Annotated in this window: 15 protein-coding genes and 1 pseudogene; 9 read left to right on the top strand and 7 right to left on the bottom strand. The window is 68.5% G+C overall.

Annotated elements, in window-relative coordinates; all coding sequences use genetic code 11:
* Positions 1 to 304: 304 nt before the first annotated feature.
* The 3 genes from ald to VFA06_RS01935 all read right to left on the bottom strand — a co-directional run bounded on the left by ald (position 305) and on the right by VFA06_RS01935 (position 4,103).
* A complete protein-coding gene (ald, locus tag VFA06_RS01945; RefSeq protein ID WP_324838597.1) occupies positions 305 to 1,420 on the bottom strand; it encodes an alanine dehydrogenase in 1,116 nt (371 codons plus the stop codon).
* A gap of 272 nt (positions 1,421 to 1,692) precedes the next feature.
* Positions 1,693 to 2,328, bottom strand: a complete 636-nt coding sequence (locus tag VFA06_RS01940) for an NUDIX hydrolase (RefSeq protein WP_324838596.1) — start codon at positions 2,326 to 2,328, stop codon at positions 1,693 to 1,695.
* A 44-nt stretch (positions 2,329 to 2,372) separates the two neighbouring features.
* Positions 2,373 to 4,103 carry a CTP synthase gene (locus tag VFA06_RS01935; protein WP_414639800.1) on the bottom strand — a complete coding sequence of 577 codons (1,731 nt, stop codon included), beginning with the start codon at positions 4,101 to 4,103 and terminating at the stop codon, positions 2,373 to 2,375.
* Between the two features lie 240 nt (positions 4,104 to 4,343).
* Between VFA06_RS01935 and aroH the strand changes: the two genes are divergently transcribed.
* The 5 genes from aroH (at position 4,344) to der (ending at position 8,812) form a co-directional block, all read left to right on the top strand.
* A complete protein-coding gene (gene aroH / locus VFA06_RS01930) occupies positions 4,344 to 4,706 on the top strand; it encodes a chorismate mutase (protein ID WP_324838595.1) in 363 nt (120 codons plus the stop codon).
* A gap of 5 nt (positions 4,707 to 4,711) precedes the next feature.
* The gene (locus tag VFA06_RS01925; protein ID WP_324838594.1) at positions 4,712 to 5,797 is read left to right on the top strand and encodes a prephenate dehydrogenase; all 1,086 of its coding nucleotides are present in this window, start codon (positions 4,712 to 4,714) and stop codon (positions 5,795 to 5,797) included.
* A 96-nt stretch (positions 5,798 to 5,893) separates the two neighbouring features.
* A complete protein-coding gene (gene cmk, locus VFA06_RS01920) occupies positions 5,894 to 6,580 on the top strand; it encodes a (d)CMP kinase (RefSeq protein WP_324838593.1) in 687 nt (228 codons plus the stop codon).
* A complete protein-coding gene (locus VFA06_RS01915) occupies positions 6,577 to 7,269 on the top strand; it encodes a lysophospholipid acyltransferase family protein (RefSeq protein WP_324838592.1) in 693 nt (230 codons plus the stop codon). The genes cmk and VFA06_RS01915 overlap by 4 nt, the downstream gene beginning before the upstream one ends.
* A gap of 76 nt (positions 7,270 to 7,345) precedes the next feature.
* Positions 7,346 to 8,812, top strand: a complete 1,467-nt coding sequence (der, locus tag VFA06_RS01910; RefSeq protein ID WP_324838591.1) for a ribosome biogenesis GTPase Der — start codon at positions 7,346 to 7,348, stop codon at positions 8,810 to 8,812.
* A 103-nt stretch (positions 8,813 to 8,915) separates the two neighbouring features.
* Here der and VFA06_RS01905 read toward each other — a convergent pair whose 3' ends face one another.
* Positions 8,916 to 9,569 (bottom strand): NAD(P)-dependent oxidoreductase, encoded by a 654-nt coding sequence (locus VFA06_RS01905; protein ID WP_324838590.1) that lies wholly within the window; start codon positions 9,567 to 9,569, stop codon positions 8,916 to 8,918.
* An 83-nt stretch (positions 9,570 to 9,652) separates the two neighbouring features.
* The gene (locus tag VFA06_RS01900) at positions 9,653 to 10,318 is read right to left on the bottom strand and encodes a DsbA family oxidoreductase (protein ID WP_324838589.1); all 666 of its coding nucleotides are present in this window, start codon (positions 10,316 to 10,318) and stop codon (positions 9,653 to 9,655) included.
* A gap of 91 nt (positions 10,319 to 10,409) precedes the next feature.
* On the opposite strand from VFA06_RS01900, the gene VFA06_RS01895 reads away from it, so the two are divergent.
* From VFA06_RS01895 to VFA06_RS01880, 4 genes and pseudogenes are all read left to right on the top strand, one after another.
* Positions 10,410 to 11,549: a GNAT family N-acetyltransferase gene (locus VFA06_RS01895; RefSeq protein WP_324838588.1), complete on the top strand. Its 1,140-nt coding sequence runs from the start codon at positions 10,410 to 10,412 to the stop codon at positions 11,547 to 11,549.
* A 53-nt stretch (positions 11,550 to 11,602) separates the two neighbouring features.
* Positions 11,603 to 12,247 carry a class I SAM-dependent methyltransferase gene (locus VFA06_RS01890; RefSeq protein ID WP_324838587.1) on the top strand — a complete coding sequence of 215 codons (645 nt, stop codon included), beginning with the start codon at positions 11,603 to 11,605 and terminating at the stop codon, positions 12,245 to 12,247.
* 38 nt (positions 12,248 to 12,285) lie between these two features.
* Positions 12,286 to 13,044 (top strand): annotated as a pseudogene (locus VFA06_RS01885) (ABC transporter ATP-binding protein); the annotation flags it as partial.
* A gap of 442 nt (positions 13,045 to 13,486) precedes the next feature.
* Positions 13,487 to 14,080, top strand: coding sequence for a DUF6082 family protein (locus VFA06_RS01880; RefSeq protein ID WP_324838585.1), 594 nt, complete (start codon positions 13,487 to 13,489; stop codon positions 14,078 to 14,080).
* On the opposite strand, the gene VFA06_RS01875 is transcribed toward VFA06_RS01880, so the two are convergent.
* A complete protein-coding gene (locus VFA06_RS01875; RefSeq protein WP_324838584.1) occupies positions 14,081 to 14,407 on the bottom strand; it encodes a hypothetical protein in 327 nt (108 codons plus the stop codon).
* 496 nt (positions 14,408 to 14,903) lie between these two features.
* Positions 14,904 to 15,675 (bottom strand): ABC transporter permease (locus tag VFA06_RS01870; RefSeq protein WP_324838583.1); only part of this gene is annotated, 772 nt, incomplete at its 5' end.

Below are 15,675 nucleotides of genomic sequence, written 5' to 3'. Positions count from 1 at the left end.
GCGTTCAAGGGCCAGCCGGCGCAGGAAGGCGGGTACACCCCGCCGGCCGGCGGTTACGTCCCGCCCGCTTCCGGATATGCGCAGCCGGGCGACCAGCCCCCGACGTGGGGGCAGCAGCCGCCGCAGCAGTAATCGTGAGAGGTATCCGTCGGGGCACCACGTATCCGTTTATCCCGGGCGGATAAGAGTTCTCACATAACCTGAGCAAAAGACCGGCCCGGGCTCGCGAATCCGAGCGCGGGCCGGTCTCGTTTAGCTCAAAAGATCTAGATCGGCGCGATTCTTCCGACCGTCTCTCGCGTGCTCAGGCCAAGACCTCGTCGAGCTTGAGCGACGGCAGGCCGTGTGCCTCGGCGACGGGGGCGTAGGTGACCTCGCCGGCGTGCGTGTTCAGGCCGAGCGCGAGCGCGTGGTCGGCGCGGCAGGCCTCGCGCCAGCCCTTGTTCGCCAGCTCGAGCGCGTACGGCAGGGTCACGTTGGTCAGCGCGTAGGTCGAGGTGTTCGCCACCGCGCCGGGCATGTTCGCGACACAGTAGAACACTGACTCGTGCACCCGGAACGTCGGCTCGGCGTGCGTGGTCGGCCGCGAGTCCTCGAAGCAGCCGCCCTGGTCGATCGCGATGTCCACCAGCACCGAGCCCGGCTTCATCCGGGAGACCAGCTCGTTGCTCACCAGCTTGGGCGCCTTGGCCCCGGGAATCAGCACCGCGCCGATCACCAGGTCGGCCTCGAGCACCGCGCGCTCGAGCGTGAACGCGTTGGAAGCCAGGGTCTTGATCTGGTTGCCGAAGACCTTCTCCGCCTCGCGCAGCTTCGCGATGTCGCGGTCGAGCAGCGTCACCTCGAAGCCCATCCCGGCGGCGATCGTCGTCGCGTGCCAGCCGGAGACGCCCGCGCCGATCACGACCGCCTTTGCCGGGGCCACACCGGGCACGCCGCCAGGCAGCACCCCGCGCCCGCCCGAGAAGCGCATCAGGTTGTACGCGCCGACCTGCGGGGCCAGCCGCCCGGCGACCTCGGACATCGGGGCGAGCAGCGGAAGCGAGCCGTTCGGCAGCTGCACCGTCTCGTACGCGATCGCGGTGACGCCCGCCTTCAGCAGCGCGTCGGTGCACTCGCGCGAGGCGGCCAGGTGCAGGTAGGTGAACAGGGTCTGGTCGCGCCGGATGCGGTGGTACTCGCTGGCCACCGGCTCCTTGACCTTGAGGATCAGCTCGCCGGTCGCCCACACCTCGTCGGCGCTCGGCAGGATCTCGGCCCCGGCGGCGGCGAAGTCCGCGTCCGGGATCGAGGAGCCGACTCCGGCCTGGGCCTCGACGAACACCTCATGTCCTGCGCGGGTCAGCTCGTGGACACCCGCCGGGGTGATCGCGACCCGGTACTCGTGGTTCTTGACTTCGCGGGGAATACCGACCTTCACGGCGTATCGTCCTTTGAGCGAAAACGACTATGAAACGACTATGTCGGAGAAACCGTGCCGAACCGGGACGAGCCGGTTGCTGGTTGTGGAAATCCTAATCCGCGGATGCCCTGTGACGTGGTCAAAGCGGCCTTACACGCTGCGTCGGGTTTGCCGCAAGCCCGGACGGAGTGTCGCCTCGCAAGCTCTTGCTCTATGGAAAAGACCGCCCTCGGCCTTGGAATCCAAGGCCGAGGGCGGAAGTGTTTCGCACAGATTAAGGGCCGGGCAGGTTAGAACGGGCGCGCGGACCAGGGCGCGTCGGCGGGGCGCAGCGACTCCAGTCCTTCCGGCCGGCCGCGCGCCGCCGCCAAGGCCAGCACGCCGACGACGGTGGCCGCCGTGCCGACCTGGCCGGCCAGCACCGCCTGGAGCAGGTCCTCGAACGGAACCCACTCCTGCTGCATGTCGGCCTCCTCGTCCTCGCGGTCGTGCGAGTCGCCGTCCACGGTCTCGACGCCGCGCGCCAGGTACACCCGGCTCGCCTCGTTCGAGGAGCCCGCCGTGTTGTAGAAATCCGCGAGCACGCGCCAGTCCGCCGCTCGCAGATCCGTCTCCTCCCACAGCTCCCGCTGCGCGGCCTCCAGCGGAGCCTCGCCGTCGCCGCGCTTGTCGTGCAGCCCGGCCGGCAGTTCGACCAGCCGGTGCCGTACCGGATGCCGATACTGCGTAATGACGAGCACGCGGTCCGCGTCGTCCAGCGCCAGAATCGCTACCGCGCCAGGGTGCAGCGTGTATTCGCGGTTCTGTGCCTTGCCCGACGGCATCCGTACCCGATCCCGGCGGTACGTGGTGATCCCACCGGACGCCAGGTCCTCGGTGAGCTCAACCGGCCATTCCTCGGGGCTGTCCGCCAATGTGAAAGGCATGCTGGAGATCTTACGCGGCGTCACGTGCGCGGCCGCTCGGCGCGTTAGCCGCGCTGCTTGCCGCCGCCGTTACCGCTGCCACTGCCGCCGCTACTGTTGCGCCGCGCGACCGCCGCGGCGACCAGGCCGACGAACAGCGGGTGCGGCCGAGTCGGCCGGGAACGCAGCTCCGGGTGTGCCTGCGTGGCCACGAAATACGGGTGCATCTCGCGCGGCAACTCGATGAACTCGACCAGCCGGCCGTCCGGAGAAGTACCCGAGAAGACCAGGCCCCCGGCCGCGATCTTCTCCCGGTAGTCGTTGTTGACCTCGTAGCGGTGCCGGTGCCGCTCCTCGATCTTCGCCTCGCCGTACAGCTCGCGCACGATCGAGCCCTCGGCCAGCTCCGCGGGGTACAGGCCGAGGCGCATCGTGCCGCCGAGGTCGCCGCCGCCGGCGAGGATGTCGACCTGGTCCTTCATGGTCGAGATGACCGGGTGCTCGGTGTTCTCGTCGAACTCGCTGGAGCCCGCGCCGTCCAGGCCGGACAGGTGCCGGGCGGCCTCGATCACCATGCACTGCAGACCCAGGCACAGGCCCAAGGTCGGCAGCTTGTGCTCGCGCGCGTACTTCACCGCGTTGATCTTGCCCTCGATGCCGCGCACCCCGAAGCCGCCGGGGATGCACACCGCGTCGACGTCCTTGAGCTGCTTGGCCGCGCCCGCGTCGGTCTCGCAGGTGTCCGACGCCACCCACTTGATCTTGACCCGCGCGTCGTTCGCGAACCCGCCCGCGCGCAGCGCCTCGGTCACCGACAGATAGGCGTCCGGCAGGTCGATGTACTTGCCGACCAGCGCGACGGTCACCTCGTGCTTGGGCTTGTGCACCCGGCGCAGCAGGTCGTCCCAGGCGTGCCAGTCCACGTCCCGGAACGGCAGGTCGAGGCGGCGCACCACGTACGCGTCGAGGCCCTCGGCGTGCAGCACCTTCGGGATGTCGTAGATCGACGGCGCGTCGGCCGCGGTGGCCACCGCCTCCTCGTCCACGTCGCACATCAGCGAGATCTTGCGCTTGATCGATTCCGGGATCGGCCGGTCCGCGCGGCAGACGATCGCGTCCGGCTGGATGCCGATGGAGCGCAGCGCGGCCACCGAGTGCTGGGTCGGCTTGGTCTTCAGCTCGCCGGACGGGCCGATGTAAGGCACCAGGGAGATGTGCAGGAAGAAGCAGTTGCCGCGGCCGATCTCATGCCGCACCTGCCGGGCCGCCTCCAGGAACGGCAGCGACTCGATGTCGCCGACGGTGCCGCCGATCTCGGTGATCACGATGTCGACCGGGGCGCCGTCCACCTCGACCGCGTCCATGGCCAGGATGCGGGCCTTGATCTCGTTGGTGATGTGCGGGATGACCTGCACCGTGTCGCCGAGGTACTCGCCGCGCCGCTCCTTGGCGATCACCGAGGAGTACACCTGCCCGGTGGTCACGTTCGCGAAGCCGTGCAGGTCGGTGTCGAGGAACCGCTCGTAGTGGCCGATGTCCAGGTCGGTCTCGGCGCCGTCGTCGGTGACGAAGACCTCGCCGTGCTGGAAGGGGTTCATGGTGCCCGGATCCACGTTGAGATACGGATCCAGCTTCTGCATGGTGACCCGTAGCCCGCGTGCCTTGAGCAGCGCGCCGAGGCTGGACGCGGTCAACCCCTTGCCGAGCGAGGAGGCGACGCCCCCCGTGACGAAGAGGTGCTTGGTCGGGCGTCCGGAAGGTTTCCTCTGGGCTGCGGAACGGCTGGACACTGCCAACGTGGGGCTCCCGTGGTCGTTGCGAGCGAGTGGCTGGGTGGGGGTCGGCCGGTCATCCACGGGCTACCAGCTTAACAGGCGAATGTTGCGCTTCCGGTTACGTCGCGGGCAAATCCAGCCTTGCGGGTGTGGCAGGACCTCGGCTGTCCGCCAATTGGACAGAACTGTTCGCGGTTGGCGGCGCCGGTCGGGTCGTCGCTAGGCTGACCAGGACGATCGACGGGACGGGAGGTGGCCGCGATGGCTGTACGCGCGGTACGTGGGGCCGTACAGGTGGATGCGGATGAGCGGCAGCTCGTTCTCAAAGCGACCACCGAGCTGGTGAGCGCGTTATTCGAGGCCAACGGCTTCACCGCCGAGGACGTCATCTCCATGATCTTCACCTCCACCCCCGACCTGACCAGTGAGTTCCCCGCGCTGGCCGCCCGGGAGCTGGGTTTGGTGGACACGCCGCTGCTGTGTGCCGCGGAGATCGACGTCCCGGGCGCGCTGCCGCGGGTCGTACGGATCCTGGCGCACGTGGAGACGCTGCGTTCGAAGCAGGAGATCCAGCATGTCTACCTCGGCGGGGCTACCGCGCTGCGCCGGGATATCGCACAGTAGCGAGCATGCGTACAGCTGCGGTCATCGGGACCGGTTTGATCGGTACGTCGGTAGCGCTCGCCCTAACGCGCCGCGGCGTGACCGTATATCTATCGGACCGCGACGAGTCCGCCTTACGCACTGCGGCTTCGCTCGGCGCCGGAGACGTATCGGAGCCACCGGCGCCCGTGGACCTCGCGGTGGTTGCGGTACCGCCAGCTCACGTTGCCACCGTGCTCGCGGATGTACAGCGACGCGGGCTCGCCTCCGCATACACGGACGTCGCCTCGGTGAAGGCCGGCCCGCAGAACGCGGCCGCCGCGCACGGAGTGGACCAGAAGACCTACATCGGCGGGCATCCGCTCTCGGGGCGCGAGACGGCCGGGCCGCTCGGCGCGCGAGCCGACCTGTTCGACGGTCGCCCCTGGGTGCTCACCCCGACCGCCGAGACCGGCCGCGACACACTCAACCGGGCGCTGGAACTGATCTCGCTGTGCGGCGCGGTGCCGGTCGTGATGGACGCCGCCGACCACGACCACGCGGTCGCGTTGATCTCGCACACCCCGCACGTCGTCTCGGCGATCATGGCCGCGCGCCTTGAGCACGCCTCGGAGGACGCCGCGCGGATCGCCGGGCCCGGGGTCCGCGACGTGACCAGGATCGCCGCCGGAGACCCACAGTTGTGGCAGGAAATCCTCTCCGCGAACGCGACCGCGGTCGCCGACGTGCTGGAGGAGTACGCCGCCGACCTGAACGCGGCGGTCGACGCGCTACGCGGACTGACCGCGCAGGACGCCGACAAGCAGGCCGCGGCGCGTGAAACGCTCGTCGCGCTGCTGCGGCGCGGCAACGCCGGACAGTCCCGCATCCCCGGCAAGCACGGCTCACCGCGCGCGGTCTACGCCACGGTTCCCGTCGTCATCAGCGACGCGCCCGGCGAACTGGCCCGGCTGTTCGCCGCGGTGGGAGCGGCCGGAGTCAACATCGAGGACGTGCGGATCGAGCACTCGCCCGGCCAGCCGGTCGGCCTGGTCACGCTCCAGGTCGCGCCCGAGTCCGCCGAACCGCTGACCGCGCGGCTGACCGAGCGCGGCTGGACCGTCCAGAGTTGACCGCCGCTTTGACCGCCGCGACCTGACGCCCCGTCAGCACCGATACCCTTTATCTCCATCCGGGGTCGGGTCCGAGGAGAAATGCGTGGTGCCTAGGTGACTGACAAGGCGATCGTGGTCGCGGTCGACGGGCCGTCCGGCTCGGGGAAGTCCAGCGTGTCCAAGGGCGTGGCACGCAGACTCGGCCTCCGCTACCTCGACACCGGTGCCCAGTACCGGGCGATGACGTGGTGGATGCTGCACAACGGCGTCGACGTAACCGACCCGCAGGCGGTCGCCGCAGCGTGCGTTAAGCCGCTCATCGTCTCCGGTACGGACCCCGACGAGCCGTCGATCAGCGTCGACGGCGAGGACGTCGGAAAGCAGATCCGCACCGCCGAGGTCACCGCTGCCGTCTCCGCGGTCGCCGGGGTGCAGCCCGTGCGTGATCGGCTTATCGGATTGCAGCGGCAGATCATCGCCGCCGCGCTCGCCGAGTCCGGCGGCGTCGTCGCCGAGGGCCGCGACATAGCGGACGTGGTGTATCCGAACGCCGAGAGCAAGATCTTCCTGACCGCGTCTCCCGAGGCCAGGGCCGCGCGGCGCAGCGCCGAACTCGGCGCGGTCGCCAGCGGCGGCGCCGTGACCACCCTCGCCGACCTGGCCAGGCGCGACGCCGAGGACGCCAAGACCACTCGCCCGCACGAGGCCGCCCCCGGCGCGATCGTCGTCGACGCGACGCACCTGACCCTCGCTCAGGTGATCGAGCGCGTCGTCGAGCTCGTCGAGGCAGCGCGCGGATGACCACGCCGACGAACGCGCCCGCGGCCGGCCCGGCGCCTTCCACGACGGCCGTCCGCGTCGCACCGCCCGCGCACGCGGCCCGACGCGCCCGCCGGATCGGACCCTTCGTGCTGCGGCCGTTCTGGAAGATCAGGCTGCACGGAGCCGAGCACGTGCCCGCCTCCGGCCCGGTCATCCTGGCCGGCAACCACAGCGGCTTCCTGGACGGCCCGTTGATCGTCGGGCTCGCGCCGCGACCGGTGCACTTCATGGTCAAGCGCGAGATGTTCCGCGGCGTGATCGGCCCGGCCCTGCGCTGGCTCGGCCAGATCAGCGTGGACCGGCACGGCGCCGACCGGGCCGCGATCCAGGCCGCGCTCGGCGTGCTGGAACAAGGCGGCGTACTCGGAGTGTTCCCTGAAGGCACGCGTTCGGCGGAGGACTTCGCGACCATGCACAATGGTCTTGCGTACTTCGCGCTGCGTTCGGGGGCGCCCGTGGTGCCGGTGGCCTGCCTCGGTGCGGGCGCACGCGGCACGACGATCGGCTCGCTGCCCAGCCTGCGCGCGCGTCTCGACGTGGTGTACGGCCCACCGATCGACCTCGGGCGCGGAACCGGACGTAAAGCCGTCGCGGCTGCAAGCGAGCAGCTGCGTGACGCATTGCGTGCGCACATCGAGCAGGCACGCCGGGAGACCGGGCGCGCCTGAGCCGCTGAGCAGCGCGGCACCGCCGCGACGCGGTAATGACGTATTGATCTAGGTAAGCGGTAAGGACGAACTGGCGATGACTGTGGACCACGACGCGTTCGACGACGACCTCGACGCGCCGTTCGACCCGAGCGAGTTCGTCGACGAATTCGGCAACGCCGAACCGCTGCCCGCCGAACTCGGCGACGAGGACGAGGAGGCCGGCGCCTCGGCTCCGCTGCCGGTGCTGGCGATCGTCGGCCGCCCGAACGTCGGCAAGTCGACCCTGGTCAACCGGATCCTCGGCCGGCGCGAAGCGGTCGTGCAGGACGTGCCGGGCGTCACCCGTGACCGGGTGTACTACGAGGCGAACTGGGCCGGGCGCCGGTTCACCGTGGTGGACACCGGGGGCTGGGAGGTCGACGTCGAGGGGATGGACGCCCGAGTCGCTGAGCAGGCGGAGATCGCGGTCGAGCTGGCCGACGCGGTCATCCTCGTCGTGGACGCCACGGTCGGCATGACCAACACCGACGAGGCCTTCGTCAAGGTGCTGCGGCGCACGAAGAAGCCGGTGATCCTGGCCGCGAACAAGGTGGACAACCAGCAGCAGGAGGCCGAGGCGTACGCGCTGTGGTCGCTCGGCCTCGGCGAACCGCACCCGGTCTCCGCCATGCACGGCCGCGGCTCCGGCGACCTGCTCGACGCCGCGCTCGAGGCGCTGCCCGAGCCGCCGCGCGAGGGCTTCGGCGTCGGCGGCCTCGGCGGGCCGCGCCGGGTCGCGCTGGTCGGCAAGCCCAACGTCGGCAAGTCCTCGCTGCTCAACAAGCTGGCCGGAGAGGACCGGGTGGTCGTCGACTCGGTGGCGGGCACCACCCGCGACCCGGTGGACGAACTGGTCGAGTTGGGCGGCAAGACCTGGCGTTTCGTGGACACGGCGGGCATTCGCCGCCGGGTGCACCAGACCTATGGAGCGGACTTCTACGCCTCGCTGCGCACCGCCGCCGCGATCGAGAAGGCGGAGGTCGCGGTCGTGCTGATCGACGCCAGCGACGCGCTCACTGAGCAGGATTCCCGGATCATCTCCAAGGTCGCCGAGGCCGGCCGCGCCCTGGTGCTGGCCTACAACAAGTGGGACCTGCTCGACGACGAGCGCCGCTTCTACCTGGAGCGGGAGATCGAGAAGGACCTGGTGCAGGTGACGTGGGCGCCGCGGGTGAACATCTCGGCGCGCACCGGCCGGCACATGGAGAAGCTGGTGCCCGCGCTCGAGGCCGCGCTCGAAGGCTGGGCCACGCGCATCCCCACGGCGAAGCTCAACTCGTTCCTCGGCTCGCTGGTCGCCGAGCACCCGCACCCGGTCCGCGGCGGAAAGCAGCCGCGCATCCTGTTCGGCACCCAGGTCGGGACGCGGCCGCCGCGCTTCGTGCTGTTCGCGTCCGGTTTCCTCGACGCCGGATACCGCCGGTTCATCGAGCGGCGGCTGCGCGAGGAGTTCGGCTTCGTCGGCTCGCCGATCGAGATCTCGGTGCGCGTGCGCGAGAAGCGGCCGCGCAACAAGAAATAGGCCCGTCCCCTCCGAACGCCCGAGTGCCCCGCCGTAGTCCGAGAGGACCGCGACGGGGCACTTGCCGTGACGACTGCGCCCAGTGCGACGAAGTCCAGTGCGACTAGTAGGCGGCGGTGAACCGGCGGCCGACGTGCTCGCGCTTCTCCACTTCGTCGATCAGCACGATCGCGTAGTCCTCGGCCGAGATGTTGCTGTTGCCCTCGGCGTCCGTGACCAGGTAGTCGTCGCCGAGGCGGAAGGTGCCCGTGCGCTCGCCGGGCTGGATGACGCCGGCCGGGCTGACGTAGGTCCAGGCCACGTCGGATACGCCGCGCAGCTTCTCCAGACCCTCGGCGTGCGCCAGGGCCTCGGGCTTGTAGATGTCCGGGAAGTAGGGCTGGTCCACGAGGCGCTCGCCGGAGCCGATCAGCAGGCTGCCCGCGCCGCCGACGACCACGAGGTACGGCGCGCTCTCGCCGAGCGACCGCAGCACCGAGACGAGGCTGTTGATGTTCGCCGCGACCTGGTCCTTCGGCTCGATGCCCGGGGTGCGGGGAGAGGTCGTGCTGATCACGGCGTCGGCGCCGGCGACGAGCTTCTCGACCGCGGCAGGGTCGGTCACGTCCGCGGCCTGCACGGTGAGGTTGGGGTGCTGCTCGGTCACCTTGTCCGGGTTGCGCACCGCGGCCGTCACTTCGTGACCGCGGCTGAGCGCCTCCCGCACCACGCGCTGCCCGATCATTCCGCTAGCGCCGAAGACCACGATTTTGGACATGGCTGTACCTCTCCCTAGTTAATTGCTACTTTTCGCGGATTTTCCGCTGTTCTGACAAGCACTCAGTAACGAGCCGTGAAACCTCAGACCTCGTCCTGACCTTGCTCCTGCTGCTGCTGCTCCTGCGCCGCGACCTGCTCCAGCACGCGCAGGAAGGTGTCGCTGTCCTGCGCACCGGAGACGGCCCAGCGCCCGTCGAAGACGAACGTGGGCACCGATGAGACGCCCATGGCCTGCGCCTCGGCGATCTCGTCCAGCACTTCCTTGCGGTCCTGGTCGGAGGCGAGGAAAGCCGCGACCCCCGCGCGATCCATGCCGACGGCCGCGGCCGCCTCGACGAGCTGCTCATGGTCGCCCACGTTGCCGCCCTCCGCGAACCGTGCGGCGAGCAGCTTTTCCTTCAGCGCCGCCTGTACCGCCGGTCCGTAATCGCGCAGCGCGAAACGCAGCAGCCGGTGTCCGTCAAGCGTGTTGACGTGCAGCGCCTTGTCGAAGTCGAACGCGATTCCCTCGCCACGGCCGAGCTTGGCGACGTGGGCGTCCATCTGCGCCGAATCCGGGCCGTACCGCTGGTCGAGGTACTCGCGGTGCGATGAAGCGACCGCCGGCGCGCCCGGGTCCAACTGGTACGGCCGATACACCACCTCGACGGACTCGGCGCCGGGGAACGCCGCGAGAGCGCGCTCGAAGCGATGCTTGCCGATGTAGCACCACGGGCAGGCGATATCGCTGTAAACCTCAACCTTCATGCCCGGCACAACCGGCACCCGTCCGAAGCTATTCCTGATCCGACAGACGCTTTTTCGACCGCCCGAGTGATCTCGGCCATATGATCGCTTGGTGCGAGAACAGCCAACCGTCCGAGTGACCTTCGTACGGAAATCCGACCGCACTGCCCTCGCCGCCGTGGCAGAACTGGTCGTCGCCGCCGCGGCCCGCGGTGAAGCGCTCGGCCTCAGCACGGAGATCACGCGACCGGAGTACGAGAACCACCTCGAAAAGCTGATGATCGACGCGGAGCGTGGCGACGCCGGGCTGGCCGTCGCGCAAACCGACGAGGGAACGATCATCGGCACGGCGCAGTGGACGCGCAGTCCGTACCCGACCCGCCGCGTGCTCGCCGAACTGGACCGCGTCGTGGTCGCGCCGGAAGCCCGTGGAGCCGGTATCGGTACCGCACTCATCGAGGCGATTGCCGCGGATGCGCGGGCCGCCAGCGTCGAGGTGCTCATGCTTGAAGTGCGCGGTAACAACCACGCGGCGATCGCCCTCTACGAACGCCATGGCTTCCATCGCACCGGTGCGCTGCGCAACGTCGTCGCGGTCGGCGCGGCCCGTCATGACGTGATTCTGATGAGCCGCGAACTGGGCCGTCCCAAAGACACCGACCTGCTCGGCGAGCTGCCGGCCGGGCTAGGAGCCAGCCTTCCGCGCGGCGTTACCCGCGGCGTCGACTCGACCGGGCATCCGGAGTGGCAGCGCACGGAGCGGTTGCTGCTGTGCGTGCCGACCACCGACCCCGACGTGGCGGACGCCTACTTCGCGATTCACGGTGACCCGGCCACCAACGTGCACAACCCGGCCGGCGCGATGGTCGATCCGGACGCGGCCGCCCCCGTCCTGGAGGTTTGGCGGCAGCACTGGCGCTCAGAAGGCTTCGGCTACTGGGTCGTGCGCAGCCCGCAGGACGGCCAGGTGCTCGGCTTCGGCGGCGTGCGCCCGGTCGCCGAAGACGAGGACTTCCTCAACCTGTACTACCGCTTCCGCCCCTCAGCCTGGGGGAAGGGCTACGCGACCGAGCTCGGCCGCGCGTCCCTCGCCCTCGCCGCCAAGATGGCGCCCGGTGTGCCGGTCGTCGCGCTGATCCGCCCGCGCAACGAACCGTCGATCCGCGTCGCGCAACGGCTCGGCATGCGCCTGGAAGGAGAGGTGCAGCGCCAGCTGGGCATCTACCTCAGGTACGCAATCGTCCCCGAATAAGGCGGAAACTCAGGCGTCTGACCGTGTCAGACCCGAGCGTTACCGTGTCGCCAGTGACCACCGACAACTGGCTTGCAGACACGCGCACCTCATACGACACAGTCGCCGTCAGCTATGCCGGCCAGACGCGCGAAGCGCTGGAATCGGCACCCTACCTCCGCTCCGCCCTCGCCCTGTTCGCCGAATTGGCGAGCGAAAGCGGCGCCGGTCCAGTGGCGGACGTGGGCTGTGGGCCGGGACACGTCACCGCACACCTAAGCGGGCTTGGTCTGGACGTTTTCGGCATCGACCTCTCGCCCGCGATGATCGACGTCGCCCGGCGCGAGCATCCGACGCTGCGTTTCGAAGTGGGCTCGATGACAGACCTGAGGCTCGCCGACGCCTCACTCGCTGGTCTCCTCACGTTCTGGTCGCTGATCCACATCCCCGACCGCGAGCTCAAGGGCGTATTCGAGCACTTCCACCGGGTGCTGCGTCCCCGCGCCCCACTCCTTCTCGGCTTCCACATCGGCGACACGGCAACGCTGAAAACCAAGGGGTACGGCGGTCACGCCATGAACGTCTGGGTCTACCGCCGACAGCCCGAACAAGTGGCCGACAGACTGCGTGACGCAGGCTTCGCGGTCGAGGCCCACCTGGTGCTCACGCCCGCGGAAGGCCCGCCCGGCGCGATCCTCTTCGCCCGACGCCACCCGTAGCCGTTATTCGCTTGCGGCGCGTCAGCCCGCCCGCAACGATGGTTCGTTCCCCCGTCACCGCGAGTGGAAGCAGCGTGCCGTTGACCGAGCCTGTCATCGTCGCCGAGCAGCTCACGAAGACCTTCACCCGCTATCACCGTGCCGGCCGACTGCGCCGCCGCCGCACCGACTTCACCGCCGTCGACCACATCGATCTGCAGGTCGCAGCCGGCGAACTGGTCGGCTACATCGGCCCCAACGGCGCAGGCAAGTCCACCACCATCAAGATGCTGACCGGCATCCTGATGCCCACCTCGGGCACCCTCCGCGTCGCCGGCCTCGAACCGCAGCGCAACCGCGTCAGCCTCGCCCGGCGCATCGGCGTGGTGTTCGGCCAGCGCACGACGCTCTGGTGGGACCTCCCACTGCGCGACTCCTTCACCCTGATCCAGCGCCTGTACCGGATCCCCCCGCAGCGATTCCGCGAGAACCTCGACTACTACGTCGGGGCCCTCGACCTCGCCCCGCTACTCGACCAGCCGGTCCGCCAGCTCAGCCTCGGCCAGCGGATGCGCGGCGACATCACCGCGGCGCTGCTGCACGACCCGGCGATCGTGTACCTCGACGAGCCGACCATCGGCCTCGACATCGTCTCCAAGCACGTCGTGCGCGACTTCCTGCACGACCTCAACGCGAACACGGGCACGACGATCCTGCTCACCACGCACGACGTCGGCGACATCGAGCGCCTCTGCTCCCGCATCGTCGCGATCGACCACGGCCGCGTCACCTACGACGGAACCCTGGAGCGCCTGCGCGGAGACTTGGACCTGGAGACGGCCGTCAAGGCTCTCTACACCGGCGAGCTCATGGCTGAAGCGGCGGACGAAAACGTGCCCGGCTAAGAAAGTCAAGCACTCCGGCTACAAATTCGGTAGAACACGTATCGATCGCCGCGCGCGCTTTCGCCTCAACACGACAGTCGCCTCGGTTCGGCGCGGTCAGAGCCGGGAACGATCCGGTTGACCAGAACCCGCCCGCGCGATCGCGGGCGTGGCCTTGCGGGCGATTTGTCGGGGGCCGGCGTTGGATGGTGAATCGGACCGATCGATCACAGTGGATAGGGCGGGTTTTTCCGGAAAACGACGTGCGAATCGAAACCCACGGTCGGGTCGACCTTTCGTTTTGCGTTATGGGTGGGCGATCTTTCTAGGAGCCACCGCGCTCATTCTGGTCTTTGGTATTGCCCTCAATGCCCTGATGGCGTATGCGCTGCCGGATCGCGCGTGGCAGCGGTGGAGCAACATCGGCCAGGCGTTCGAGAGTGTCGCCGCTGTGTTCGCCGCCTTCGGCCTCGCGGCGCTCGTGATCACTTTCGTCATGCAGTTCAAGGAACTCCAGCTTCAGCGGCAGGAACTCGCGCTGCAACGGCAAGAGATGAGCCAGACGCAGGCCGAGTTGCACCGCAGCGCTGAAGCCGACCTGCGCCGGCTGCACGTCGAGCTGTTGCGCATGGCGATCGAGGATGAGCACCTCGGCGCCGTGTGGCCGGAACCCGATGGCGCAAGCTATCCGCATGCGGTCCGTCGACAGTTCTGGTACGCGAATCTCATCTACCAGCACCAACGTCTGGCGATGGAGTTCAGCGAATACGAAGAGGACAGGATGCGGCCGGCGTTGCGACGGCTCTTTCGCAGTCCGCTGATGAGGGAATACTGGGCTGCCGGCGCCGAGGCCCGCGGCAGCGATCTGGTGCCGGGGACGCGGGAGTGGTCTTCCGCCCAAGTGGTCGACGAGATCTGCCGAGAGTACGACGGCGATCCATCAGCGAGCGGACCGCGGCTGACCGAGTGATCAGAAGTACAGGCGGTGCGCACGAAAATTGTGACCGTGTGGTCCCTGAGGTGCGAACACGCGGATGATGTCGGGAAGCGCGTCGCGCATCGTCTGGCGCGGTATCGACACCAACCGCTCACGGGAGCCGATGCTGGCTCCAGGGGGGAGCGGGCCGCGCAGGGTCTCCGTCAGGTCTGTGCCGATGCAGCCGAAGCTGCCGTCGGAGAGCTCGAACACGTCAGGGCAGTTCATCTCGTTGGTGCTGCCACGCTCCTGCGGGGTCGATCCGAGCCTTCGGACCACTGAAACATCCGACTGTCTATCCGGGTCCGTTTCGTGTTCCACTCGGGCGTCTCTCCTCACGTGAGGCAGTGCGGATAAGCGTTGCACTGCGGTACGGGCAGCAAGGGGCTTGCTTCGGATCGCGTTTCGGGCAAGATCAATGAACGCGCTTGATGGCCTAGGACGCAAATGCTGATGCACATGCATTGGCGCTTTGCGGCAAGCGGGCAGTTACGAAGTATCAGCGCGGATGATGCAGCAGTATGCATCGAAAACGGGAGACCGCGCAAGGGTTCATAGATACCTCAACGGCTATCGCCAGAGTGGCGTTCCTGGCTGACGGCGACAGCTATACCTGTTGATATCTAATTAGTATGCCTCTTGATAAGGGCTTTGAACTGCTCTTTAGTCGGGTAAATGTATATCCTGTGGCTTACACCGATGCCAGACTCACGAGTTTGCATCAGCAATTGCAGGTGACCGGTTGCGAATGCACAGCGCACCGTTCGTGAGGCAAAGCAACTTCTCGCGGCCTTTATGGATCAGCTTCCTTGGTTGATTAGCTGCCGGTGGAGCGATAGCGGCGCACGGCGGAGCGCCAGACGAGCGCGGCAAGGGCGCTGAGGGCGAGGGCGACGGCGGGCGGGGAGAACTGCAGGAAGGTTGGCAGGCCGAGCGGGTCGCGGTGGCCGAGGACGTAGAGCGAGGGCTGCCAGGTGATGAACGCGAGCGGGATTGCGAAGGTCATCGTCAGGGCTAGGGGGCGCTCGTAGATGGCGAAGGGGTACTCGGTGACCAGTTCGCCGCCGTAGGTGATGATGTTCGCCGTCTCGCGGGCGTCGGTGGCCACGAAGCTGATTGAGCCGGTCAGGACCCAGAGCGCGCAGTAGATGACCGTGCCGCACAGAACCGTGCCGACGCAGACCGCTGCTTTGAGGGGCGTCCACGTGACGGGCAGCGTTTCGATTGCCCAGGCGAGGGTGGCGGTGGCGGGGATCAGCTTGCCGAAGCGCTTCGGGGTGAACTGGTCGGCCAGGACTTGGGCGAGGGTGCCGACCGGGCGGATGAGCATGATGTCGAAGGTGCCGAGCCGGATTGAGTCGCTGAGGGTCTCGATGCCGCTGGCGATCACGTCGGAGAGGGCGAACGCGAGGCGGGTGGTGCCGTAGAGGTACAGGGTCTGCGGCAGGGTGAAGCCGGCGAGCGTTTTGACCTGCGAGTAGATGACCAGGAGGGCGGCCAGGTCGAGGCAGGTGCTGAGGGTTTGGGCGGTGCCGGTGAGGAGGAGGGAAGCACGGTACTGCCAGGCGGCGCGGGACCACATGCGGGTG

It is taken from the genome of Actinocrinis sp. (genome assembly GCF_035653575.1).
Lineage (GTDB): Bacteria > Actinomycetota > Actinomycetes > Streptomycetales > Catenulisporaceae > Actinocrinis.
The sequence above is the reverse complement of the archived record's forward strand: the minus strand, read 5'-3'. Positions and strand labels throughout refer to the sequence as shown.

Bases quoted from the DNA above. Each gene is read 5' to 3' on its own strand.
- VFA06_RS01915 (WP_324838592.1), top strand. From the start codon at position 6,577: ATGACCACGCCGACGAACGCGCCCGCGGCCGGCCCGGCGCCTTCCACG.
- VFA06_RS01940 (WP_324838596.1), bottom strand. From the start codon at position 2,328: ATGCCTTTCACATTGGCGGACAGCCCCGAGGAATGGCCGGTTGAGCTC.
- der (WP_324838591.1), top strand. From the start codon at position 7,346: ATGACTGTGGACCACGACGCGTTCGACGACGACCTCGACGCGCCGTTC.
- VFA06_RS01905 (WP_324838590.1), bottom strand. From the start codon at position 9,569: ATGTCCAAAATCGTGGTCTTCGGCGCTAGCGGAATGATCGGGCAGCGC.
- VFA06_RS01925 (WP_324838594.1), top strand. From the start codon at position 4,712: ATGCGTACAGCTGCGGTCATCGGGACCGGTTTGATCGGTACGTCGGTA.
- aroH (WP_324838595.1), top strand. From the start codon at position 4,344: ATGGCTGTACGCGCGGTACGTGGGGCCGTACAGGTGGATGCGGATGAG.
- VFA06_RS01880 (WP_324838585.1), top strand. From the start codon at position 13,487: ATGGCGTATGCGCTGCCGGATCGCGCGTGGCAGCGGTGGAGCAACATC.
- VFA06_RS01900 (WP_324838589.1), bottom strand. From the start codon at position 10,318: ATGAAGGTTGAGGTTTACAGCGATATCGCCTGCCCGTGGTGCTACATC.